The sequence below is a fragment of the Sedimenticola hydrogenitrophicus genome, from assembly GCF_025175675.1.
GTDB lineage: Bacteria > Pseudomonadota > Gammaproteobacteria > Chromatiales > Chromatiaceae > Sedimenticola > Sedimenticola hydrogenitrophicus.
Genome location: NZ_JANIOA010000013.1, coordinates 1 through 25,090, shown reverse-complemented (window position 1 = coordinate 25,090; position 25,090 = coordinate 1). Strand labels below are relative to the sequence as shown.

At 62.8% G+C, this 25,090-nt stretch carries 12 protein-coding genes and 2 pseudogenes; 7 read left to right on the top strand and 7 right to left on the bottom strand.

Annotation, left to right across the window (positions count from 1 at the left end; genetic code table 11):
* Positions 1-318: 318 nt before the first annotated feature.
* The 5 genes from NPX02_RS08920 to NPX02_RS08895 form a co-directional block, all read right to left on the bottom strand.
* The gene (locus NPX02_RS08920; RefSeq protein WP_260293177.1) at positions 319-657 is read right to left on the bottom strand and encodes a hypothetical protein; all 339 of its coding nucleotides are present in this window, start codon (positions 655-657) and stop codon (positions 319-321) included.
* 238 nt (positions 658-895) lie between these two features.
* A complete protein-coding gene (locus NPX02_RS21355; RefSeq protein WP_335342543.1) occupies positions 896-3,988 on the bottom strand; it encodes an SMC family ATPase in 3,093 nt (1,030 codons plus the stop codon).
* Entirely contained in the window at positions 3,988-5,130 is a 1,143-nt protein-coding gene (locus NPX02_RS08905; RefSeq protein WP_260293176.1) for an exonuclease SbcCD subunit D, read from the bottom strand. Before NPX02_RS08905 ends, NPX02_RS21355 begins: the two co-directional genes overlap by 1 nt.
* Positions 5,127-8,228 carry an efflux RND transporter permease subunit gene (locus NPX02_RS08900; protein ID WP_260293175.1) on the bottom strand — a complete coding sequence of 1,034 codons (3,102 nt, stop codon included), beginning with the start codon at positions 8,226-8,228 and terminating at the stop codon, positions 5,127-5,129. The genes NPX02_RS08905 and NPX02_RS08900 overlap by 4 nt, the downstream gene beginning before the upstream one ends.
* Complete coding sequence (locus tag NPX02_RS08895; protein ID WP_260293174.1) at positions 8,225-9,475, bottom strand: efflux RND transporter periplasmic adaptor subunit; 1,251 nt, start codon at positions 9,473-9,475, stop codon at positions 8,225-8,227. Before NPX02_RS08895 ends, NPX02_RS08900 begins: the two co-directional genes overlap by 4 nt.
* Positions 9,476-10,035: 560 nt before the next feature.
* Between NPX02_RS08895 and NPX02_RS08890 the strand changes: the two genes are divergently transcribed.
* Together NPX02_RS08890 and NPX02_RS08885 are read left to right on the top strand one after the other, a co-directional pair.
* Positions 10,036-10,992: a diguanylate cyclase gene (locus NPX02_RS08890; protein WP_260293173.1), complete on the top strand. Its 957-nt coding sequence runs from the start codon at positions 10,036-10,038 to the stop codon at positions 10,990-10,992.
* 118 nt (positions 10,993-11,110) lie between these two features.
* Positions 11,111-14,119, top strand: coding sequence for an ATP-binding protein (locus tag NPX02_RS08885; RefSeq protein ID WP_260293172.1), 3,009 nt, complete (start codon positions 11,111-11,113; stop codon positions 14,117-14,119).
* Between the two features lie 393 nt (positions 14,120-14,512).
* Here NPX02_RS08885 and NPX02_RS08880 read toward each other — a convergent pair whose 3' ends face one another.
* The gene (locus NPX02_RS08880) at positions 14,513-15,223 is read right to left on the bottom strand and encodes a GntR family transcriptional regulator (protein WP_260293170.1); all 711 of its coding nucleotides are present in this window, start codon (positions 15,221-15,223) and stop codon (positions 14,513-14,515) included.
* 509 nt (positions 15,224-15,732) lie between these two features.
* On the opposite strand from NPX02_RS08880, the gene aceE reads away from it, so the two are divergent.
* The 5 genes and pseudogenes from aceE to NPX02_RS08855 all read left to right on the top strand — a co-directional run bounded on the left by aceE (position 15,733) and on the right by NPX02_RS08855 (position 23,707).
* Positions 15,733-18,420 (top strand): pyruvate dehydrogenase (acetyl-transferring), homodimeric type, encoded by a 2,688-nt coding sequence (gene aceE, locus NPX02_RS08875; RefSeq protein WP_260293169.1) that lies wholly within the window; start codon positions 15,733-15,735, stop codon positions 18,418-18,420.
* Between the two features lie 19 nt (positions 18,421-18,439).
* Positions 18,440-19,780, top strand: a pseudogene (gene aceF, locus NPX02_RS08870) (dihydrolipoyllysine-residue acetyltransferase); the annotation flags it as partial.
* Between the two features lie 33 nt (positions 19,781-19,813).
* Entirely contained in the window at positions 19,814-21,898 is a 2,085-nt protein-coding gene (gene lpdA / locus NPX02_RS08865) for a dihydrolipoyl dehydrogenase (RefSeq protein ID WP_260293167.1), read from the top strand.
* 17 nt (positions 21,899-21,915) lie between these two features.
* A pseudogene (gene lipA, locus NPX02_RS08860) lies at positions 21,916-22,869 on the top strand (lipoyl synthase); the annotation flags it as partial.
* 697 nt (positions 22,870-23,566) lie between these two features.
* Positions 23,567-23,707, top strand: a complete 141-nt coding sequence (locus NPX02_RS08855) for a hypothetical protein (protein WP_260293165.1) — start codon at positions 23,567-23,569, stop codon at positions 23,705-23,707.
* A 79-nt stretch (positions 23,708-23,786) separates the two neighbouring features.
* Here the strand turns inward: NPX02_RS08855 and NPX02_RS08850 are convergent, their stop codons facing one another.
* Positions 23,787-24,713: a DMT family transporter gene (locus NPX02_RS08850; protein WP_260293164.1), complete on the bottom strand. Its 927-nt coding sequence runs from the start codon at positions 24,711-24,713 to the stop codon at positions 23,787-23,789.
* Positions 24,714-25,090: the final 377 nt, after the last annotated feature.

Genomic DNA, 25,090 nt, shown 5'->3' with positions numbered 1-25,090 from the left:
CCCATCGGCCCGGGGCAAGCCTCCTACAGGCCAGGTTACCCTTTACCCACAAATGCCCATGAACACACGTGTAGGATGGGTGGAGGCGCGGAACCCTTGTTGACGGTTGTTCGCGGTGGTCGGACGCGCCGTAACCCATCTTCGGATGCGGAGCAGATGCGCGAAGGGTTGCGCGCCGGAGACGGAGCCGGCGGAGAGTTCATGGGGGGCGCTCCACCCATCCTACGTCCGGATACAGTCCAGCCCACTTAATGGGTAAAGGGCAGGGCCAGGTGGGCGGTTCACCAGTAGGAGCGGCGCCCCCGCGGCGATGATCGCTCAGGATTTCACATCGACACACTCGGCCACCGGATTCTGGTCACTGCCGCTCTCTTTGCAGTAGCGCAGGCGGCCATCGGCATGGCCGATCCAGGCACGCTGGTCGCTGTTGCCGATATCGGTCACGGCAGAGCCGTTCGCCTCGACCGCGATGGTGCAGTTTTGCCAGTACGGTATGGCGGTGCCGCCACCCCCGGTACAGAAGCGCACGCTGCCGTCGCTATAGCCGATCCAGGCGCCATTGGCGCCATTGACGCTGATCACGCTGACGCCGCCGGCGGCTATCACCGCGCCGGTCGTCAATACCAGCAGGGGAAGTGCTACCCATCTCTTGTTCATGACTGCTCCTCTGTCATCGCCTTCGGGTTTCGCCTGGTACTACTTCAATCTCAGGACAGGGGTCGGTACAGGACAGGGGTCGGAGTCAAATTTGATGGACATTGTCGTATGAGATGCCCCGTTTCCTTGATCAAATTTGACTCCGACCCCTTACGCAACCCCATCCAATCGGTTATCCCATTGTAGATCAGTTCTGCGCAGCGGTCGGTGCCTGGCCCTCGGCCGATGAGGGAGCCGTTCAGGGAGCCACCAGTGTCACCCGGCTCCCCGCACGGCTACTGCTGACATCCAGGCGCAGCGACATCTGTTCCTTCAGCTCGGCCACATGGGAGATGACGCCGACCATGCGGCCGGAGGATTGCAGGTCGATCAGGGCACGGATCGCCAGGTCGAGGGATTCGGGATCGAGCGAACCGAAGCCCTCGTCGATGAACAGGGTGTCGAGGCGTATCCCCCCGGAGTAGGCCTGCACCACGTCGGAGAGTCCCAACGCCAGGGAGAGGGCGGCCAGGAAGCTCTCCCCGCCGGAGAGGGTGGCCACCGGGCGGCACTTGCCGGAATAGGCGTCCTCCACCTCCAGCTCCAGGCCCGAGGCGAGGTTGCCCTTGGCACGTTCGCTCTTGCGCAACAGCTGGTAGCGCCCCTTGCTCATCAGTTGCAGGCGCCGGCTCGCCTCCACCAGCACATCATCCAGCAGCACGCTGAGCACGAAGCGCTGCAGGCTGATCTTGTCGCCGGTCTGGCCATTGGCCACCTCGCTCAGGGTGCCGATCAGTGCGTACTGCTGCTCCAGCGCGGCGCACTGGCGCTCGCTCTCCGCCAGCTTCTGCGCCGCACCCTGCAACTGCCCCTGGCGACTGTCCAATTGCCGCCACGCCTGATCGGCCTGCTCCTTCAGTTCGGTGGCCGTTGCAAGTTGCCGCTCCCGGGCCGGGATATCCGGTGCGGAGTGTCCCTCCAGGGCGGCCTGTTGCTGCCGCAGCGCCCCGGCGGTCTGCTGGCAGGACGCCTCATGCTCCTGCAGCGCCTGCTGCAGTGCCGTTTGTTCCCGCGCTTCGAGCCGGGCCTGCTCAAACGCCCCCTGATCGGCAAAGGGACTGGCGCCCAGCGCCTCGGTCCATTGTGTTTCCGCCTGCTGCAGCGCCGCCTGCGCCGTCAGCTGCGACTCGTCGGCTGACTGACAGGTGGCCCGCGCCGATGCGTGCGCTTCGGTGGCCTGCTGGTATTGCGAGCGCACGGCGGCAATGGTGGCGCTCAGCCGCTCCACCTCGGCCCCGCTCTCGGCGATCGCCCGCTCGAGCGCACCCGGCTCGCGGTAGGCGGTCGGCAGCTCCTGCCCAGCACTCGTCAGCTCACTGGCGGCGGCGGCCACGGCGGCGTGCGCCGCCGCCAGCCGTTCGTTGGCGGTTTCCAGATCCGCACGTCGTGACGCCTCGCCCTGCTTCAGCCGGCTCTCGTCGGCGTCGAGTGCCTGCAAGCGTTGCCGAACCGACTGCAGCGTCTCCAACGCCTGCTGCAGGTGCGCCTGCCGGTCCTGCAACGCCGCCAGGGATTCGGCCACCGCCGCGCCGAGCCGCTGCTCCAGTTCGCTTATGCGGGCCTCCAGCCCCGTCGCCTCGCCCTTTTTTCGGGTGTAGGCATCGCGGGCCTCGTTCAGCCGCTCCTGGGCCGCCTGTACGGCCTGGCGCGCCTGCTCCAGGGCGGCCTGACTAGACAGATCGCTCGACAGATCGCCCGGCAGATCGGCGGGCGATTCGGTGGGCGATTCGGCGGGCGCCGGATGTTCCCGGCTGCCGCAGACCGGACAGGGCCGCTCGGGCTCCAGCTCCCGGGCCAGCAGGGCCGCTTGCCCCTGATGCCAGGCCAGCTCGACCCGCTTGCACTGGTTGGTCCGCTGCAGATGGTCGGCGGCCAGCCGCTTGCCCTCCTGTTCGGCCGCCTCCAGGCTCTGCCGTTGCCGGTCGCGTTGCCGGGTCAGCTCATCCAGCGCGCGCCGGTCCCGCACCTGATCGCTGATCTGCTTGAGCTGCAGCGGGGCGTCCGTCAACTGGTTCAGGGACTGTTGCTGTTGACTCCGTTCGCTGTGCAGCTGCTCGCGCTGCCGGCTGATCCGTTGCAGTTCCGCCTGCTGCCGGTGCTGTACCTCCAGGGCCGTCTGTTCGACGGCCTGGGTCTCCTGCAAGCGACGGGTCGCCTCCGCCAGCTGGACGGCACGCTGCTGATATCCCTGCAGGTTGGTCAATTGTTGCTTGGCGTTATCCAGCAAGCCGTCCAGCCGCTCGCTGTCTTGCAGTGCCGCTGCCGACCCGGTCAGCACCTTGACGGCATCATCCAGCACCTGTTGCGCCCGTTGCCGCTTGCTTGCCGCCGCTTTCAGCGTCTCATGCGCGGCCAGCCAGCCGTCGCACCGGGGCTTGATTCTTTCGGCCTGCTCCGCCCACAGCAGCCGCTGCCGCAGGCATTCGATCTCCGGCTGGTGCCGCACCAGTTCGGCCTGCGCCTGAAGCAGTTTATCCAGCCGTCCGAATCCCTCCTGGAGGTGCCTGGCCTGCTGCAGCGCCTGCTGCGCCTGGCCATGCTGCCGCTCCGCCGCCTGGCGCGCGTCAGCGGCCTCCGCCAGCGCGGGCTGAAGGTCGCGTAGTGCCTCATCCAGTTCATCCCGGGATTCCAGACCGATTCCCCGCAGGATCCCCTGCTGGACATGCCTGCCCTGCTCCACCTCGCGCCGGATCCCGGCCGACTGCGCCTTCAGCCGCTCCTCCAGCTGGCGGTAGATGCGGGTCTGGAACAGCTGGCTGAAGATCTCCTCCCGCGCCTTCGATTCCGCCAGCAGCAGCTCGCGGAACTTGCCCTGGGGCAGCACCATCACCTGGCGGAACTGTTCCACGCTGAGTCCGGTAAGCTGTTCGATCTCCCGGGTTGCCTCGGTCACCTTGGCGGGGACCAGCAGTTGCTCTTCCCCCGCCGGATCGATGGCCCAGAGCTGCGCCTCGGCCGCCTGGGTGGTAGTGCCCTCCCCGCGGGCCTTGGGCCGTTGCTGTTCCGGCACCCGGCGGATCCGGTAACCACGGCCGGCCAGCTCGAAACTGAAGATCACCTCGGTCAGGGTATCGGCGGCGGCATGGTCACAGCGCATCTGGCTCCCCTCCCGCTCATTGCCGGTGGTGCGGCCATAGAGGGCAAAACAGATGGCATCGAGGAGGGTGGTCTTGCCCGAGCCGGTGGGGCCGTTGATCAGGAACAGCGGGCTCTCGCCCAGCCGTTCAAAGGGGATGGTTTCGGACGCCTGGAACGGCCCGAAGGCGGAGAGGGTGAGGCTCAGGGGGCGCACTAGGCCTCATCTCCCCGGTGGATCTGTTCCAGGAGTCCGGAAATCAGGGACTGCTGCTCCGCACTCAGCTCTTCTCCCCGGACCTGGCGGTAGAAGTCCCGGAACATGGCCAGTTCACCACGTTTGAGCTGGTCCCGCTGCAGGCTGCGCTGCGCTCCACCGACCATCAGTCCCGGACGCTCCAGGTGCAGCACGTTGGGATAGACCGTCCGCAGCTTGCCCATGATATCGAGGATGGCGTGGCGATCGTTGAGGCGCACCAGCAGGTAGTCGTCGCGCTGCGGGTCATCCCGGCCCTGTGCCAGCAGCGGATCCAGTTCACCTTCGAGGATGCGCATGTCGTGCAGCGGCTGCAGCTCCACCTGCTCGATGTGACTCGCACCGGCATCATCCAGATCCACCAGTGTCACCGACTTGTGATGGCGGGTCTCGGAGAAGGAGTATTTGAGGATCGAGCCGGCGTAGCGGATATGCTCCGCGCCGCGGCACTGGCGCCCGTGCAGATGGCCCAGGGCCACATAATCGAAGCCTTTGAAATGGTCCGCTGAGACCCACTCGGCACCGCCGATGGAGAGCGGCCGTTCCGACTCCGAGACCTCGCCCCCGGCCAGGAAACAGTGGCTCAACAGCACGCAGGGGCCACGCCCGGCATGGTGTTCCAGGATCCGCCGGGTGAGGAATGCCATCGCCTCATCATGGCTGGCCACGTCGTTGTCGAACAGCTGGCGGACGCTGGCCGGATCGGCATAAGGGAGGGCGTAGAAGGCCACTTCACGGCCCGGTTTACCCAGCAGGATCGGCTCCGGCTCCGGCGACAGGTGGGTGACGATGTGCAGTCCGGCCCGACTCAGGTGGCGGGCGCCGAAGGCGAGCCTTTCCGGACCGTCGTGGTTGCCCGCGATCATGATCACCGGCACCCCCAGGTCCAGGCAGATGCGGTTCAACACCTCGTCCAGCAGCGCCACGGCGGCGGCCGGCGGCACCGAGCGGTCGTAGATGTCACCGGCCACCAGCAGCACGTCCACCTGTCGCGATTCGATCAGATCGGTGATCTGCCCCAGGACATGGCGCTGGTCCTCCAGCAGCGACAGGTTATGGAACTGACGGCCGATGTGCCAGTCGGCGGTATGCAGCAGCCTCATCGGCCCATCAGCCGGTGCCAGCCGGCCATGCCCTGTTCCATCAGCAGGTAGTTCACCGGCACCAGCAGCAGGGTGATGAAGGTGGCGAAGAGGATGCCGAAGCCGAGGGAGATCGCCATCGGGATCAGGAACTGGGCCTGGGTGGACTGCTCGAACAGCAGCGGCATCAGGCCGATGAAGGTGGTCAGGGAGGTGAGCATCACCGGACGGAAGCGCGCCACCCCGGCGTTCAGGATGGCGTCATGCAGGCCGTTGGAGCGCTTGTGGTTGTTGATGAAATCCACCAGCACCAGGCTGTCGTTCACCACCACCCCCACCAGGGCCATCATCCCCAGCAGGCTGAGCATGGTGAGATCCATGCCCATGATCCAGTGCCCCCCCAGGGCACCGATGGCACCGAACGGGATGATCGACATCACCACCAGCGGTTGCACATAGGACTTGAACGGAATCGCCAGCAGGCCATAGATCACAAACAGCATGATCCCCAGGCCGATACCCATGGAGGCGAACGACTCCTGCTGCTCCCGCAGCTCGCCCTCGAAGCTGTAGTTGACCCCGGGGTACTGCAACAGCAGGTTGTCGAGGTAATCGGTCAGTTCACCCTGCATCAGGGTCATGTTGGCGGTCGCCTTGTTGATGTCGGCGGCCACCTTGACGGTGCGGTAGCGGTCGATGCGGATAATGGAGGTGGGGCTCTTGCCCGGCTTCAGGGTGACCACCTGGCCCAGCGGCACGCTCAGGCCGGTGGCGCTGGTGATGCGCAGATCCTGCAGATTGGTCACCGATTTACGCTCGCTCTCGGGATACCGCACCATCACCCGGATGTCATCCCGGCCGCGCTGGATACGCTGCACCTGAAAGCCGAAGAAGGCGTTGCGGATCTGGTTGAGTACGTCGGATCGGCTCAGGCCGAGGGCGTGGGCCTCGGCCTTCAACTCGATCTGCAGCTCCTCCTTGCCGTCCGACAGGGTGTCGCTGATATCGAACACCGCCGGGTAGAGCGCCAGCTGCGCCTTGGTCTGGTCCGCCACTTCCGAGAGAGTGGCGAAATCGAGACCGGAGAACTGGATCTCGATCGGGTCCGAGATGCGCCCGATTTCCGCCCGGAAGGTGAGGTTCTCGGCGCCGGGAATCACCCCGATCATCTTGCGCCACTCGCGTACCAGTTCGATACTGGTGACCGTCGAGGTACGATCTTCCGGCGCCACGATCTCGAACATCACCAGCCCGGTGTGGGAGCCGGAGCCGCGCGAACCACTTGCACCGGTGGTGGATTGGATATCCAGTACCAGATCCAGCCCGTCCGAATCCCGGTACTTCTCCTTTAACTCAAAGGCGGCATCGGTGATCTTGCGGACATAGCGGTCGGTCACCTCGAACGGGGTGCCGGTGGGCATGGTGAGCGAGGCCCGCGCCAATTCACTCTGCACCCGCGGCCAGAAGGTGAAGCGGGTCCAGCCGGTGGTGGCCAGGGTGACCATAATCAGCAGGATGCCGGCAAACAGCACCAGGGTGGCCCAGCGATTGTCCAGGGCGGTCTTCAGCAGCGGCCGGTAATAACGCAGGATCGCCCGCTCGAAACCATCGGCGAAGCCCTGCTGGAAACGCTCCAGCAGCCCCGGCCGGCCGCGCTCGGAACGCAGTTTGATGTGCTTGAGGTGAGCCGGCAGGACGAACTTGGATTCGATCAGCGAAAACAGGAAGATCGGGATCACCACGATGGGGATCTGGGCGAACAGCAGGCCGCGGTGCCCCTCGATGAAGGCCAGCGGCAGAAACGCCGCGATGGTGGTGAGGATGCCGAAGGTGACCGGAATGGCCACCTCGCGGGTGCCGCGGATCGCCGCTTCCAGCCCGCTCTCGGCGTGGCGCAGATGGGTGTAGACATTCTCGCCGGTGACGATGGCGTCATCCACCACGATACCCAGCACCAGCAGGAAGGCGAACAGGCTGAACACATTCAGGCTGACATCGAAAAACGGCATCGCCACGAAGGCCCCCATGAAGCTGACCGGCACCCCGATGAACACCCAGAAGGCGATGGAGGGGCGCAGGAACAGGGTCAACAGCAGCAGCACCAGGACACCGCCCTGGATGGCGTTGTTGGTGAGGGTCCGCAGGCGCTTCTTGACAATCCGGGAGCGATCGCGCCAGGTGGTCATCTCAACCCCCTGGGGCAGCGCGGCCTGGCGCTCGGCCACGTAAGCCTTCACCTTGTCGGCCACGTCGATGGCACTCTGCCCGCCCACCCGGTACACATCCACGAAAGCGGCCAGCTTGCCATTGAAACGGCTGCGCAGCGCGGCCTCCTCGAAGCCGTCATTGACCCGGGCCAGGTCGCGTACCCGCACGATACTGCCGTCGGGGTGGGTCAGCACGATGATGTCGTCGAACTGGTCGCGCCGGTAGGCCTGGCCCTTGGAGCGGATCAGGATCTCGCCCGCCTCGGCCTTGATGTTGCCCGCCGACAGATCCAGTGCGCTGCGGGAGATTGCATCGGCCACCTCGCGCAGGCTGATGCCGTACTGGCGCAGGCTGTCTTCCGCTACCTCGATGGCGATCTCATAAGCCCGCACCGAATCCAGCTCCACCTGGGTGATGCCGGGGATTCGCAACAGATCGTTGCGCACCCGGTCGGCCAGGTTGCGTATCTCCTTCTCCGGGTAGTCACCGGCCACGGCCACGGTGATCACCTCGCGCCGGCGGGTGACCAGGCTGACCACCGGCTTCTCCGCCTCGACCGGCAGGTTGTTGATGGAGTCGACCCGGCTCTTGATATCCGCCAGCAGCTCCCGGGGATCGTAACCGCTGTCGATCTCCAGGCCGATGCTGGCGGTGCCCTCGGCCGAGCGGCTGACGATCTCCTTGATCCCCTCCAGGTCCTGCACCGCCTCCTCCACCAGGATGGCGATGCCCTGTTCCGCATCCTCCGGGGTGGCGCCGCGCAGGTTGATCACCACATCGACGTGCTGCGCCTCCAGGGTCGGAAACACCTCCAGCGGGATGCGCTGATAGAGCGACATCAGGCCCATGACCAGCAGGCTCACCATCAGCAGGTTGGCGGCCACATGGTTACGTGCAAACCAGGCGATCATGGGTGGGTCCGGCCGGCCGTGCCGGCGGCTTCGGCCTGCCGCTCCACGGATCGGCTGGCCCGTTCAGCAGTCCCCGGTCCCCGCTCCGCAACGTCGCCGCCCATGCGTTTTACCGGCGTGCCGCTGCTGACCTGGCCGAGGGGCGTAAGCACCAGCTGCTCGTCCGCTTTCAGACCGCTGCCGATCAGCGCCTCGCGGCTGTTCTGCCAGGCCACCGTGATCTCCCGGCGCTGCAACACCCCCTGGTCGAACAGATAGACATAGCTGCCCTGATAGATGGCCGAGTTGGGGATGACAATGGCATCGGTCAGGGTGCGACCCTGAATCTGGGCGGTCACATACTGGCCAATCTTGAGTGGACGCCGCCCGTCCCTGTCCTCTTCATAGGGGTTGTCGATCTGCGCGGTCACATAGAGCTGCTGACTCTGCTCATCGATGGCCCCGGCGGTACGCACCAGGGTGGCCGGCCACTGCTCCGGCGCGCTGCCCAGATTGTTGATGATCCCGACCGCGGGCAGATGACTCTGGCCGGCGCCGTTATTGCGATAATTTTCCGGCAGCTCCACATAACCCAGCTCGCTGTTTTTCAGCGGCAACCGCACTTCCACCCGGTCGGTAGCATAGATCCGCGCCAGCGCCTGGTTGGCGGAGACCACCACGCCGCGGTCGACGCCGCGCGAGAGGATCCGCCCGGCGTAAGGTGCCTTGATCTCGGTGCGTTCCACCGCCAGCCTGGCCTGAGCCAGTTTGGCCCGGGCGGCATCGATCTGGGAACGGGCGGCCGCCATCTGCGGTTTACGCAGGGCATAATCCGACGCCTGTCCGCGCTGGTTGAGGATCGCCCGATCCTTTCTGGCCTGCTCCGCCAGTGCCTGCTGCTCCTGCAGATTCACCTGGGCGTTGGCCAGTTCGGCGGCGGCGATATCCACCTGGATCTTGTAGTCGCGGGGATCGATGGTGAGCAGGGTCTCGCCCGCCTCGAAAAAACCGCCATCGCGGAAATTGCGACTGACGGCGATGATCTGTCCCGATACCTGGGCCACCAGTTCACCCTCGGTGCGTGGCTGCACCCGGCCGAAGGAGTGGATCACCGGGGTATAATCGCGCGGCACCACCCGCGCAGTCTCGACCACGATCACCGGCGTGGGGGGAGCCTCACGCTTTGTCGCAACCGGCTTGAAGTGAGAGATCAGCTGTGTGGCGCCGAAAAACAGGACCAGCAATAGCAACGGCAAGAGCTTGCGCATCATCATACTCAACAGACAGATTTTTATAATGTGACACTTCAGCGGATGGGGACGGCCTGCAGATACAAGCGCGTCCGGCCGGCCATTCTATGCCCTTCCCTTACCCATGAAAAGACACCCCGTTTGCGCATCGGTTCCGGCCCCACCACGAGGCCGTGTCGGTTTACCCGTCGATGACCCATCCGGCGGCCATCCACGCGGCACGGCAACCCCGTCACGAACCGCCCCACACAAACAGACCGGTTGACGGATAAATGAATGGTGCTAAGTTAAGCCCAGAGCCCCCGTCATCCCGGCGCATGCCGGGATCCAGAACCCGCATCCGCGGTGAATTTATGGATTCCATCCTCAGGTCCGTAAACGGTGCATCCCTGCACCACTCCTCCGGCCTGCGCCGGAATGACAAAAAAATGGACTCCTGCCTTAACCTAGTGCCATTCACGGATAAATTATTTCCTATTTCGCCCGACCACTCCCTCTGTCACATATTTTTACTATCCTATGTGGAGGGAGGATAGGGGAGATCAATCAATTTCATGCACAGGTTGCAGCCCACTATGATGACAGAAGTACATAGGGATAAAACGGTTCTGATTATCGACGACAGTCCAATCAATATTGAACACCTCGCCCAGGTACTCAAATCGGAATACAACATAAAAGTGGCCAACAGCGGCGGACCCGGCATCGAAGCGGCCCGCAATCAGTTACCGGATCTGATCCTGCTGGATATCGTCATGCCCGATATGGACGGGTATGAAGTCTGCCGCCGACTCAAGGCGGACGATGCGACGCGCAAAATCCCCATCATCTTTATCACCACCAAAAATGAAATGGAGGACGAGACCCGCGGACTCACGCTGGGTGCCGTCGATTACATCACCAAGCCCTTTCGCACACCGATTGTCCGGGCGCGGGTGAGGAACCATATCCAACTGAAACATAACAGCGATCTGCTGGAAAAACTGGCCATGATCGACGCCTTGACCAACCTGCCGAATCGCCGCCGCTTTGAACAGATACTGAAACGCGAGTGGGCGCGCTGTCGTCGCTCCCAGGAACCGCTATCGATCATCCTGCTCGATATCGATCACTTCAAACAGTTCAATGATCATTACGGTCATCTGGCGGGAGACCGTTGCCTGAGCCGGGTCGCCCGGGCACTGCCGATACCGCTGAAGCGGCCCGCCGACAGCGTCTTTCGCTATGGCGGCGAGGAGTTCATCGCGGTACTGCCGGAAACGGATCACAGTGTCGGACTGAATCTGGCCGAGGAGATGCGCGCCCAGGTGGCGAAACTGTTGATTCCGCACGCCTACAGCAGCACCAACCACCCCTATATCAGCGTCAGCCTGGGAGTAACCACCACCACGCCCAACTCACGCAGCACGCCACGAACTCTGGTACAGCTGGCCGACAAGATGCTCTATGCGGCAAAGAGCGCCGGCAGAAACTGCGTCATGGGAAAGGTATTCAATGGTGAAACCGACTATGACCTGGATCCGGCCGGTGCATGACCCCCGTCACAGTCGTGAGGCGAATGATCGGATATACAGATAGCTAACCGCTCGCACATTGGCAAGGGCATGCCAACCCGCATCCGTTCATGCAAATCAGCCGGAGTCCGTTTAGCGCATGAATATCAGACTGAAATTCATCCTGTTCATCCTTGGCATGGTCGTCATGTTGATGCTGCCGCTGGCCACCGGCGGCTTCTGGATCATCAACCGGATTATATTCAATCTGTATGAACACAGCTTCACCCGGGAAGTAGGGAATATCGATACCGCCATCCGGGAGAGCGCCCGCGGCTTCAAGCGCGCCGGCATCATCTCCCAGGACGAGTATCTGAAGCTGGAGGGCAACAAACTGATTGCCGAACTGCAGCAGTACCGTTTCGGCGACACCGGCGGCCTGATCATCCTGGACCGGACCGGCCATCCGCTGCTGAAATCACGCCCCAACGGAGACGCCCTGCCCGACGTCGGCCTGATCGGCAAGATCGCGCCGGATCGACAGACCGGGAACTTCAGCTTCCGAGCGCACGGCGAGTCCATGTTCGCGGTGTTCGAGCGTTCGGAATGGGGCTGGATCGTCATCCTGAGCATCAGCGAATCGGAAATGTTCGCCCAGCGCGATCTATTTGCCGTGCTTGCCCTGTTATTGACGCTGACACCCCTGGTTGGCGTAGCCCTGCTTTCAATCATCTTCTACCAACGATTTTATAAACGCATCGACCGGACACTGGAGGCGCTCAAGCTGATCGAGCAGGGTCACCTCGATACCCGTATCCCGGCCCCTGTCCATGATGAGCTGGGTGAGATCCAGGATGGCGTCAACAGTATGGCCGGAACATTGAACGACCTGGTTTCCAATCTGGAACAGCGTGTCGATCAGCAGACCCTTGCGCTGCGTCACTCAAAAGAGCTGGCGGAGGCGGCCAATCAGGCCAAGAGTGAATTCCTCGCCAATATGTCGCATGAGATACGCACACCGATGAATGGCGTGCTCGGTATGTGCCAGTTGCTGCAGTCGACCCCCCTCACCCAGAAGCAGCAACTCTATCTCAACACCATCAGTGCGGCGGCCAACTCGCTGCTGATGATCATCAACGACATTCTCGACTTTTCAAAAATCGAAGCCGGTGAGCTGCAATTCGAAGCCAGCCCGTTCAACCTGAATCAGGTACTCGAAGAGATTGCCGACCTGATGATTCCGGCCGTGGCGCAGAAGCGGCTGAAACTGGTGTATGACATCTCACTCGACATCGATGACCAGATCATCGGTGACAGCCTGCGCCTGAAACAGGTGCTGACCAACCTGATAAACAATGCCGTGAAGTTTACCCGGGAAGGACAGGTGCTGTTGCGTGTCGGGGTGCAGGAGCGGGACCCGGAGCGCCTGACACTGGCGTTCGCCGTCGAAGATACCGGGCCGGGGATAGCCCCGGACCAGATCGAGCGGCTGTTCCACCCTTTTACCCAGGCGGACGCCTCCACCACGCGCCGTTACGGCGGCAGCGGACTGGGTCTCAGCATCTGTCAGCGACTGGTGAAAAAGATGGGTGGAGAGATTACGGTCGCCACGCGACCGGAGGGAGGCAGCCGCTTCAGCTTCAGCGCCTGCTTCGGTCGCCTGGAGCCGCCCGACATCAGCCCTGAGAGCGGCCACAGCGAACTGAAGAACAAAAGCATCGTCCTGATCTGCAACGATCCGGTCATCACCGACACCGTGCTCAGGTATCTCAAAAGCTTCCACTGCCGGACCCATCACTTCAACCGTATCGAGGCGTTTGAGGACGCCCTGGGCGACGCCCTCCTGCCCGACACCCCCGATGCACTTCTGGTCGACACATCGGCTGTCGGGCCAAACCATGTCAGCCTGACAGAAGGTTTGTACAAGGGTGCGGCAGACCGGGGAATCCAAACGCTGCTGCTGTACCATTATGAAGACGAACACACGGAAGCTACCGTTGCCGCGGTACAAAAACCGTTGACTCAGGACCGGCTGGAGAGCGCCTTGCTGGGACTGTTCAACCCGGACCAGCCTCCTGCCCGGGCAAAACACGCCGGCTGGCAGCGGGGTGAAATCGAAGTGCTGACCGGCATGCATATCCTCCTGGCCGAAGATACGCTGCTCAATCAGCAGGTGGTCATTGAACTGCTGGATCAGCTGCATATCTCGGTTACCGTGGCGAACAATGGACGCGAGACCCTGAGCCTGCTGGAGGATCAGGGTGCAGAGGCATTCGATGCCGTGATGATGGACATCCACATGCCGATCATGGACGGCTTCGAAACCACCCGCCGCATACGCAATCACCCTCTGCTGAAAACAATACCGGTGATCGCCATGACCGCCAATGCCATGACCGGCGACCGCGAACAGTGCCTGGCCGCCGGCATGGATTTCTACCTGGCCAAGCCGATCGACCGCGATGAGCTGATCCGGGTATTGCGCCAGACCCCGCGGCTGACCGGCGGCGACCAGGAAGTGGCGATACCGCAGCAAAGCAGGCCAGCGCAGCCGCAGGCGCTGCAGTGCGTCGATCTGGCGCTGTTGCTGAAACGCTTCGAGGGAGATGAGAACCGGGTACTGCGTCTATTGCTGCAGGCGGAGGAGAGCTTCCAGTCCGACCTGCTGCAGATCAGGCACTGCCTGGAGTCGCAGGATTGGCAATGCCTGGCCCAGGCCCTGCATCGACTCAAGGGTGCCGCCGGCAACATGGCGACCCTGGGGCTGTACCATCGCTGCGTCACCATGGAATCCGCCCTGGCGAGCGGCGAAACCGATCAGCTCGCCACCAATTACCAAGCGCTGGAGAACGAACTGGATCGGGTGATCAAGCGTATCAGCATCCTCTCCGAACAGCTGGCAGAGGAGCGCAGCCCGCAAAACGGTGCGACGATCGATCACACCACCATCGATCTGCTGCCGCTGATACTGCGGCTGCAGGAGCGACTGGGTCAGTACGATCTGGTCGAAAGCGGCACGGTCGATCTGATCGAGCGGGAGATCGACAACGCCACTCACCCGGAAACGATCAGCCTGCTGGTGCAGCAGTTGCGGGCATTCGACTACCCGGCGGCGCTGAAACTACTGCAACAACTGATCGCCGAACTGGAGGCTGAAAAACCCTGTTGAGCCGCGAGGAGCGGTGCAAGAGGAGTGGTACAGGAGGAGTGGTACAGGGATGTACCGTTTACGGAGCCGAGGATGCCATGTACCGATAACGGAGCCGAGGATGCAATGCACAGGTGGAATTGATGGCCAGGCCGTAGGTTGGGGTGAGCTTGCGAACCCCAACGAATGGCGTTAGACAGATCCACCGTCTGTTGGGGTTCGCTCCGCTCACCCCAACCTACTGAAGGAGCGAGCTGTTATCTGCGTCCATTCCATCCTTAGGTCCGTAAACGGTGCGTCCTTGCACCACTCCTCGCGACGTTATAAACGGTATCCGATCCCAGGAGTCTGATGGCTAACCAGGCAAGACTACAAGACTTTTCCCGGGTTCGATGATGAGTTAAGGATAAAGCGTCAGCCGGCGCCACGCAGGCATTTTCCGATATAGGCCAGATGTTCGTGGGCGGCATGCCGCGCCTGGGTGGAGTCGCCGGAACAGATCGCCTGGTAGATCTCCCCATGCTGGGCATGGATCGCCTGATAGCTCTCCTCCATGGTGTAGATCTTCTCCCAGTGGTGCAGCACCATGTCGCCCAGCAGGTCGAACAGGCTCTGGGTCAGATGGATCAGCGCCACATTGTGGGAGGCGTCGGCGATGGCCATGTGGAAGGTCGCATCCGCCTGTGCCTCCAGTTCCAGATCCCGCAACTCATGGGCCGCCTGCAGCGCCTGAAAGCGCTCGCGGATGACCGACCGGTCCCGCTCGGTGGCCCGCGCGGCCGCGTAACTGGCCGCCAGTTCCTCCAGTCCGTGCCGGCACTCCATCACATCGGAGAGTGCCTCCGGGTTGTCTTTCAGCAGATTGGCCAGCGGGTTGGTGATGGTGGTGCCGAGGGCGTCCAGGACGAAGGTCCCCTCCCCCTGGCGGCTGTAGATCAGGCCCTGGGCCTCCAGCTTCAGCAGCGCCTCGCGCACCGAGGGGCGGGACACCTTGAGCTGGTCCACCAGTTCCCGTTCCGCCGGCAGCTTGTCACCGGGTTTTAACGCCCCCTTGATAATCTGGGTCTTCAACTGCTCGACGATCGAGTCCGAGACCCGGGCGGGTTTGATGGGTTGCAACAGCATGGCACTTCTCCAGTAGATCAGTGTTAAGGGCTCGCGCAAAATAAGTTTCGGTATTCGGTCGCCTCTGGACCCCGCTGGCGGCGTTACGCTTTTTGGCAAGGGAACGGCCATTGCCTGCAAAGCGTGCCTTGCCAGCGTGGCCCAGTGACGTCGTCGGTACTGAGAAATTATTCTTGCGCGAGCCCTAAGGGCCCGACCGACTCCTGGAGTCGAGGGCCTTAACCACCTCCCGACAGACATAAGTCAGGATTATTCGCATTATATACGACCAATTATTTGTCTGACCATTGTTTTAACAATAAATGTCACCGATAATAAATCAATAATAAATATTTGTTTTATAAATAATAAATTCCATTGCTCCAGTAACTTCCTAAATGATTGTTCTATCTACAATAAAATTATTTGACATATAAAATAACTTACCTTTTAATGGTCGGACCATTGATATTACTAACAACGCATACTAATAATTCCAACAAGCACTGACCAGTAGAGGAAGAGAAGCCATGATCAATCGTTCGAGCGAGTACCGGGATGTGGATCCCCAGGAGACCCTGGAGTGGATGGAAGCGATCGATGTGGTGCTGGAGCGGGAGGGCACGGAGCGTGCGAAATTCCTGATCAAGCGCACCATCGACAAGGCCACGGCGGCCGGGGTCGAGCCGCCGGACTGCTCCCGCACCCCTTATCTGAACTCTATTCCGGTCAGCCGCGAGCCGAAGCTCCCCGGCGACCCGGCCGTCGAGGCCCGACTGCGCGACATCGTCCGCTGGAACGCCATGGCCATGGTGGTGCGGGCCAACCGCAAGCCGGCCGCTCCCGGCGGGCACATCGCCAGCTTCCAGTCCTCGGCGGTGCTCTACGAGACCGGCTTCAACCACTTTTGGCGCGCCGCCAGCGACGTGCACGGCGGCGACCTAATCTATTTCCAGGGCCATGCGGCACCGGGCATCTACGCCCGCGCCTTCCTGGAGGGGCGTATCAGCGAGGAACAGCTGGACAACTTCCGTATGGAGACCGGCGGCAAGGGCCTCCCCTCCTACCCCCATCCCTGGCTGATGAAGAACTTCTGGCAGTTCCCCACGGTCTCCATGGGCCTGGGGCCGATCATGGCGATCTACCAGGCGCGTTTCATGAAGTACCTGGAGAACCGCGGTCTGATCCCCAAATCCAACCGCAAGGTATGGGTGTTCCTGGGCGACGGCGAGACCGACGAGCCGGAGGCGCAGGGCGCCATCGCCCTGGCGGTGCGCGAAAAGCTGGACAACCTGATCTTCGTCATCAACTGCAACCTGCAGCGCCTGGACGGCCCGGTACGCGGCAACGGCAAGATCATCCAGGAGCTGGAAGGCAATTTCCGCGGCACCGGCTGGAACGTGATCAAGGTGATCTGGGGCGCCTCCTGGGACAAGCTGCTGGCGCAGGACCACAACGGCCTGCTGCGCAAGCGCATGGAAGAGTGCGTGGACGGCGAGTACCAGAGCTTCAAGGCGAAGGACGGCGCCTATGTGCGTGAATACTTCTTCGGCAAGTACCCCGAACTGAAGAAGATGGTGGAGCACATGACCGATGATCAGATCTATCACGATCTGATCCGTGGCGGTCACGATCCGCAAAAGGTGTTCGCCGCCTACTCCGAGGCGGTCAACACCGTCGGCCAGCCGACCCTGATCCTGGCCAAGACGGTCAAGGGCTATGGCATGGGCGAGGCCGGCGAGGGCCAGAACATCTCCCACCAGCAGAAGAAACTGGGCAACGACCAGCTGAAAAAATTCCGCGCCCGTCTGGAGCTCGACATCTCCGAGGAGGATGTGCTGCAGGCCAACTTCCTGAAGCCGGCCGACGACAGCGCGGAGATGCAGTACCTGCATGGCCAGCGCCGGCAACTGGGCGGTTACCTGCCGGCGCGGCGCACCCAGGGCGATATCCTGACCATCCCGCCGCTCTCCATGTTCGACCTGCTGCTGAAGGGCACCGGTCAGCGCACCATGTCCACCACCATGGCGCTGGTGCGGGCCATGGTCGCCATCTCCCGCAACAAGGAGATCGGCCCGCGCCTGGTGCCGATCGTGCCGGATGAGGCACGCACCTTCGGCATGGAGGGCATGTTCCGCCAGATGGGCATCTACGCCCCCGAAGGCCAGCTCTACACGCCCATGGATTCCGGCGACATCATGCCCTACCGCGAGGACAAGCAGGGCCAGCTGCTGCAGGAAGGCATCAACGAGGCCGGCGCCATGTCCTCCTGGATCGCCGCCGCCAGTGCCTACAGCAGCCACGGCGTCACCATGATGCCGTTCTATATCTACTACTCCATGTTCGGCTTCCAGCGTATCGGCGACCTGGCCTGGGCCGCCGGCGACCTGCAGGCACGCGGCTTCCTGATCGGCGGCACCGCCGGCCGTACCACCCTGAACGGCGAAGGTCTGCAGCACCAGGACGGCCACAGCCAGCTGTTTGCCAGCTTCATCCCCAACTGCATCTCTTACGACCCCACCTACCACTACGAGGTGGCGGTGATCGTGCACGAGGGCATGCGGCGCATGTTCCAGGAGCAGGAGAATGTCTTCTACTACCTGACCACCATGAACGAGAACTACAGCCACCCCGACATGCCGGAAGGCGCCGAGGAGGGCATTCTCAAGGGCCTTTACCACCTGCAGAGCAGCGAGGTGGAGAAGAAGGGCAAGAAGAAGAACCCCCGCGTCCAATTGCTGGGTTGCGGCACCATTCTCAACGAGGTGATCGCCGGCGCCGAGCTGCTGAAGAACGACTTCAACATCGCCGCCGATATCTGGAGCGCCACCAGCTTCAACGAGCTGTGCCGTGACGGCCAGGACGTGGAGCGCTGGAACCGGCTGCATCCGCAGCAGGCTCCTCGGGTCAGCCACGTGGAGGCGTGCCTGAAGGATCGCGAGGGTCCGGTGATCGCCGCCAGCGACTACATGAAGAACTTTGCCGAGCAGATCCGGCCCTTCGTCCCGGCCGCTTACCACACCCTGGGCACCGACGGCTTCGGCCGCTCCGACAGCCGCGAGGGATTGCGCCGCCATTTCGAGGTGGATCGCCACTATGTCGCCATCACCGCCCTCAAGGCGCTGGCCGACGCAGGCACCATCCCGGTCAAACTGGTCAGCCAGGCGATTGAGCAGTACGGCATCGATGCCGACAAGCCCAATCCGGTAAGCGTTTAAGCCGCGCCCAGAACAAGGAGAAACAGACGTGACTATTAAAGAAATTCGTGTGCCGGACATCGGCGACTTCAGCGACGTTGAACTGATCGAGATCCTGGTCGCCCCCGGCGACCGCATTGCCGTGGATGATCCGCTGATCACCCTGGAGAGCGACAAGGCCTCGATGGAGATCCCCTCGGCCGATGTCGGCGTGGTGAAAGAGATCAAGGTGGCGCTGGGCGACAAGGTCTCCGAGGGCAGCCTGATCCTGCTGCTGGAGGTTGAAGGGGCCGCCGCGGCCGCTGAACCCACCGCGGCAGCCGCACCGGCGCCGGCCCCTGAGCCGGTTGCCACCCCGGTCGCCGCCCCGATTGCCGCCGCGGCCCCCAGCCGTGCCGCACCGGTCACCGAGCCGGCCGCCGACCTCCGTGAGGTCTCATTCGAGCGCACCCACGCCAGCCCCGCGGTACGGCGTATCGCCCGCGAAAAGGGCATCGACCTGAACACCCTGCAGGGCACCGGCCGCAAGGGCCGCATCACCCGGGAGGATCTCTCCAATGCGGGACAGCGGGTACTGCAGGCCCTGGCCAGCGGTCAGTTCGATGAGCCGCAGGCCATCGCGACCGCCCCTGCCAGGACCGGCGCCGGCATCCCGCCCATCCCGGAACAGGACTTTTCCAAGTTCGGTGAGGTGGAGTTCCAGCCGCTGAGCAAGATCAAGCGCCTCACCGGCATCAACCTGAGCCGGTCCTGGCTCAACGTGCCCCACGTCACCCACCACGACGAGACCGATATCAGCGAGGTCGAGGCGTTCCGCAAATCGCTCAAGGCCGAAACCGAAAAACAGGGGGTGCGGGTCACCCTGCTGAGCTTCTTCATGAAGGCCTGCGCCGCCACCCTGAAGGCCTACCCCACCTTCAACTCCTCCCTGGACGGCAGCGGCGAAAACCTGATCCTGAAGAAGTACATCAACATCGGTGTCGCCGTGGACACCCCCAACGGCCTGGTGGTGCCGGTGATCCGCGACGTGGACCGCAAGAGCATCTTCGAGATCTCCGCCGAGCTGATGGAGATGAGCGCCAAGGCGCGGGACAAGAAGCTGAAACCGGGCGACATGCAGGGCGCCACCTTCACCATCTCCAGCCTCGGGGGCATCGGCGGTACCGCCTTTACCCCGATCGTGAATGCGCCGGAGGTGGCTATTCTCGGCCTCACCCGCTCGCAGATGAAACCGGTGTGGAACGGTAGCGAGTTCATCCCCCGGCTGATGCAGCCGATGTCGCTCTCCTACGACCATCGGGTCATCGACGGCGCCCAGGCCGCGCACTTCGTGCGTCACCTCGGCATGCTGATGAACGACGTGCGGCGGCTGCTGCTCTGACCTCCCAACACCACAACAAACGGAATTAAGATCATGAGCAACATTGAACAGATTCATGTCCCCGACATCGGGGAGTTCGAAGATGTGGAGATTATCGAGATCCTGGTGTCGGTGGGTGATGCCGTCAATATCGACGACCCGCTGATCACCCTGGAGAGCGACAAGGCCTCCATGGAGATCCCGTCGCCGTTCTCCGGCACGGTGCAGGAACTCTTCGTCAAGCTGGGCGACACGGTATCGACCGGCAGCCTGATCCTCAGCCTGGACAAGGCGGTGGAACCCAAGGTGGCGGTGCAGGAGCCGCAACCGCTGCTGCAGAAAAACGCCAACCATGGCGCGGCACCGGGCGATGCCGGCAAGACCGTGCTGCAGGACGTCTATGTACCCGACATCGGCGACTTCCAGGATGTGGACGTGATCGAGGTGCTGGTGATGCCCGGCGACAAGATCAGTATGGACACCCCGATGCTCACCCTGGAGAGCGACAAGGCCTCCATGGAACTGCCCTCCCCGAGCAGCGGTACCGTGCACTCGGTGCATGTCAAGGTGGGTGAACAGGTCTCCCAGGGCGATCTCGTGCTCACCCTGGAGGTGGCCAGTCCCGGCGGGGCCGGCGCCAAGGCTTCGTCGGCCGGAACCGGCCCGGCCCCGGCCGCCCCCAAGGTGGCGGCCAGCCAGGAGCCGACCACCTATATCGGTAACGCCGACATCCAGGCCGACGTGGTGGTGCTGGGTGCCGGCCCCGGCGGCTATACCGCCGCTTTCCGCGCCGCCGATCTGGGCAAGAAGGTGATCCTGATCGAGCGCCACAGCAGCCTCGGCGGCGTCTGTCTCAACGTGGGCTGCATCCCCTCCAAGGCGCTGCTGCACGCCGCCAAGGTGCTGGAGGAGGCCCGCGATTTCCGCAACCACGGCCTCAAATTCATTGAGCCGGAGGTGGACCTGGACGCCCTGCGCGACTGGAAGAACGGCATCGTCACCCGCCTCACCGGCGGCCTGATGGGGCTGGCCAAACAGCGCAAGGTGCAGGTGGTCAACGGCTACGGCAAGTTCATCGACCAGAGCAATATCGAGGTCACCGACGCCGAGGGCCAGACCACCACCGTCGGCTTCACCCAGTGCATCATTGCCGCGGGTTCGGCACCGGTGAAGCTGCCGTTCCTGCCGGATGACGAGCGCATTATCGACTCCACCGGCGCGCTGATGCTGAAACAGATCCCCAAGCGCATGCTGGTGATCGGCGGCGGCATCATCGGCCTGGAGATGGCCACGGTCTATCACGCCCTGGGTAGCCGGATCAGCGTGGTGGAGATGCTCGATGGCCTGATCACCGGGGCCGACAAGGATATTGTCAAGCCGCTGCACAAGAAATTGGAGAAGCAGTACGAGGCGATCCTCACCCAGACCCGGGTCAGCAAAGTGGAAGCCCTGGACGAGGGACTGCGGGTCACCTTCGAGGGTGCCAAGGCCCCCGAGCCGCAGCTCTATGACGCCATCCTGGTCGCCGTCGGCCGCTCGCCCAACGGCCACAAGATCGACGCCCAAAACGCCGGGGTGGCGGTGGATGACCACGGTTTCATCCACGTCGACAAGCAGCAGCGCAGCAACGTGCCGCACATCTTCGCCATCGGCGACGTGGTGGGCCAGCCGATGCTGGCGCACAAGGCGGTGCACGAAGGCAAGGTGGCGGCCGAGGTGTGCGCCGGACTCAGCACCTTCTTCGACGCCTGGGTGATCCCGTCGGTCGCCTACACCGATCCGGAGATCGCCTGGGTCGGCAAGACCGAGGCGGAGGCCAAGGCAGAGGGGATCAAGTTCGGCAAGGGGGCCTTCCCCTGGGCCGCCAGCGGCCGCTCCCTCTCCCTGGGACGGGATGAGGGGCTGACCAAGATGATCTTCGACGAGGAGAGCGGCCAGGTGATCGGTGCCGGCATCGTCGGCCCCAACGCCGGCGATCTGATCGCCGAGGTCTGTCTGGCCATCGAGATGGGTTGTGACGCCTCCGATATCGGTCTTACCGTACACCCGCACCCGACCCTGTCGGAGACGGTGGCGATGGCGGCCGAGGCGTTCGAGGGCAGCATTACCGACCTGTTCATTCCGAAACGCAAAAAGTAACCAGACAGGCCAGCCAAATGACAGACTCCAGGGTAAAACGCCAGGTGGTGGCGGGCGAGAAGCTGCGCGATGCCGACAAGGTGTCGCGTATCCCGATCAAGGTGGTGCCCGCCGCCACCCCGTTGCCGAAGCCGGAGTGGCTGCGCATCAAGCTCCCCGACCCGGCGCAGCGGCGCCGGGTCGAGGCGCTGGTGGCGGAGACCGGGCTGCACACGGTCTGCCAGGAGGCGGCCTGCCCCAACCTGGCGGAGTGCTTCCATCACGGCACCGCCACCTTCATGATCATGGGGGACATCTGCACCCGCCGCTGTCCCTTCTGCGACGTGGCTCACGGCCGGCCGCTGGCCCTTGACCAGGGGGAACCGGCGCGGCTGGCCGCAGCGGTGAAAAAGATGGGCCTGCGCTACGTGGTGATCACCTCGGTGGACCGGGACGATCTGGCGGATGGCGGCGCCGGCCACTACGCCGCCTGCATCCGGGCGGTGCGCGAGGCCAATCCGGGCATCAAGGTGGAGATCCTGGTACCCGACTTCCGCGGCCGCATGGAACCGGCGTTGAATATCCTTGGCGAAACGCCCCCAGATGTGCTGAACCACAATCTGGAGACGGTGCCGAGGCTGTACAAATCGGTACGGCCCGGTGCCGATTACCAGTGGTCGCTCGATCTGCTGCAGAAATTCAAGCGGGAAAACCCCGAGGTAGCGACAAAATCGGGCCTGATGCTGGGACTGGGGGAGACCGTGATGGAGATCAGCCAGGTGATGCAGGATCTGCGTAGCCACGGCTGCGAACTGCTCACCCTGGGTCAGTACCTGCAACCCAGCCCCCACCATCTGCCGGTGAGCCGCTATGTCACCCCGGCCGAGTTTGATCAGTTGAAACGCTACGGCGAGGCACTCGGCTTCTCCCACGTGGCGAGCGGCCCCTTCGTGCGCTCCTCCTACCACGCCGACGCCCAAGCCGCCGGACTGGTGGAACCGGCCCCGACCCGTGACACGGACCGGCCGCGCAATCCCGACAGCGTTCCCCAGGTGGTCACCTGGCACGACGCCGACCTGCTTTAATGTTCTCGTAACTACTCACCTGGCCTGTAAGCGGTTGGCCTGCCTTGCCGGCCTCACGTGATGGCTTGTATCCTCGAATCCGGCCCCATTTTCAGCGCCTGCCCAAACTCGCTTCGCTCAAACAAGGGCAGGCTTGAATCTGAAAAAGGGGCCGGATTCGAGGCGCCATCAAGATCGACCAACAAGACAGGCCAATCACCCCGTGAGCATGGGTGAGGAGTGGTACAGGGATGTACCGATAACGGAGCCGAGGATGCAATGTACCGTTTACGGACCTGAGTCGCGTAGAAGGGTGGGCACAAAAAGCGTGCCCACTCTACTAAGCTTGCCGTCATTGATGTAACTCGTAGGTTGGGGTGAGGAACGAACCCCAACAAGGCTATGCCGGCGATGCTCGAGAACCATAGGGCGGGCCGTGCCCGCCGACGGCGCCCATGGGGCGCCCTATGACTACCCCCGTGTTCCGAAACAGCTGCTTTAGTCGCGTAGGTTGGGGTGAGCCTGCGAACCCCAACGGGGTTTCTGACCTCTCCCCTGCTGTCATCAAGCTGACCCATTCATTCATTAACCTGAACCCGATGCCATCAGCACGGGAGATGAAACCATGAATGAGACCCTCGCCCACGGCTTTTCCGAGGCCTGCTTCGAACAGGACGAGTTCGATTATGGCTATATCGATCTGGACAACCTGGATGACCTGGACGACGAGGAGGTGCAGGAGTATTTCGACTCCCTGGATCAGTAACCGACAGTTCCCCACGCCATCACCCACCACTTTCCGGCGACTAAAACTGCCGCCCCCTGTGCGGTGCGACGCATCAGCGCTACGGGTTCTCTTCCTGCAGCCCCGGCCGCCTGATCCAGCGCCGCAGCAGCCGCCTGGGCATGATGATCAGCACATTGCCCAGCACCACCAGCGCCACTCCGGCGCCGGCCATCAGGCTCCAGTGATAGTTCTCGAACAGGGTCGAGATGCCCAGCGCCACCAGGGGAAACAGCACGGTGGCATAGGCCGCCTTCTCCGGGCCGATGCGGCCCAGCAGGGTGAGGTAGCTGCCGAAGGCGAGCACCGAACCGAACAGGGCCAGATAGAGCAGCGACAGGTTATAGGGAAGCGACGGCTCGTAAACCAGCTCCACCCCCTGCACCAGGGCGTAGAGGAACAGGATCAGCGCACCATAGGTCATGCCGAAGGCGTTGCTCTGGATCACCGGCAGCCGCCGCTGCTGGTTCCTGGCCGAGAGCATGTTGCCCAGCGAGGCGATAAAGGTCCCCAGCAGGCTCAGCAGCAAGCCCTTCAGGGCGCCGCCGTTCTGCTGCAGACTGGCCACCTCGGGCCAGAACACCAAGGTGATGCCGAGCAGGCCGACCAGGGCACCGATCACCATCGAGGTATCCATCGGCTTGCGGAAAAACAGCGCGCTGTTGACGATGTTCATCAACACGATGGTGGAGAAGATCACCGCGATCAGACCGCTGGTGAGCTCGGCGGTGGCCCAGTAGAAGATCAGGTAGTTGAGACAGAACAGCATCAGCCCCTGCAGCGCCATCCACAGATGCTCGCGCCGTTCGAAGCGTAGCGGCAGGCCGCGCAGCCAACACCAGGCAAACAGGATCAGCGCCGCCAGGGCGAAGCGGTAGGCGACCGACAGTTCGGGAGGCACGCTACCGAGCTGGAACTTGATGGCATACCAGGTGGAGCCCCAGATGAAGACGGCCGCGAAATAGAGACTGACGGAGTGGGTGAGCATGGGCGGGCCTGAGTCCATTCGTTGGAGTTAAGGACCTGTCAACAAATAACTATCACATCTTGTTGGTCTTTTCGTCCGCCTTCGGCGTTACGGCAAGACTTACATAGAACGACTATGCGCGCCTTGCCGTGCCTTGAAGGCAAACGGCCTCTTCAATAAAACCTGTGGCCGGCGCAATCCGTAACAGTGATTTCTTTCCAGGTCCTAAAACTATCTTATACGCCGCCATCATGTATTATTAAAACGAATTATCATAATAGGATTAATTACGAACTCTAATGGCAACTATTCAGGGTGCGATTGGCCTGCCTTGCTGGCCTCACGTGATGGCTTGCTTCCTCGAATCCGGCCCCTTTTTCAGCGCCTGCCCAAACTCG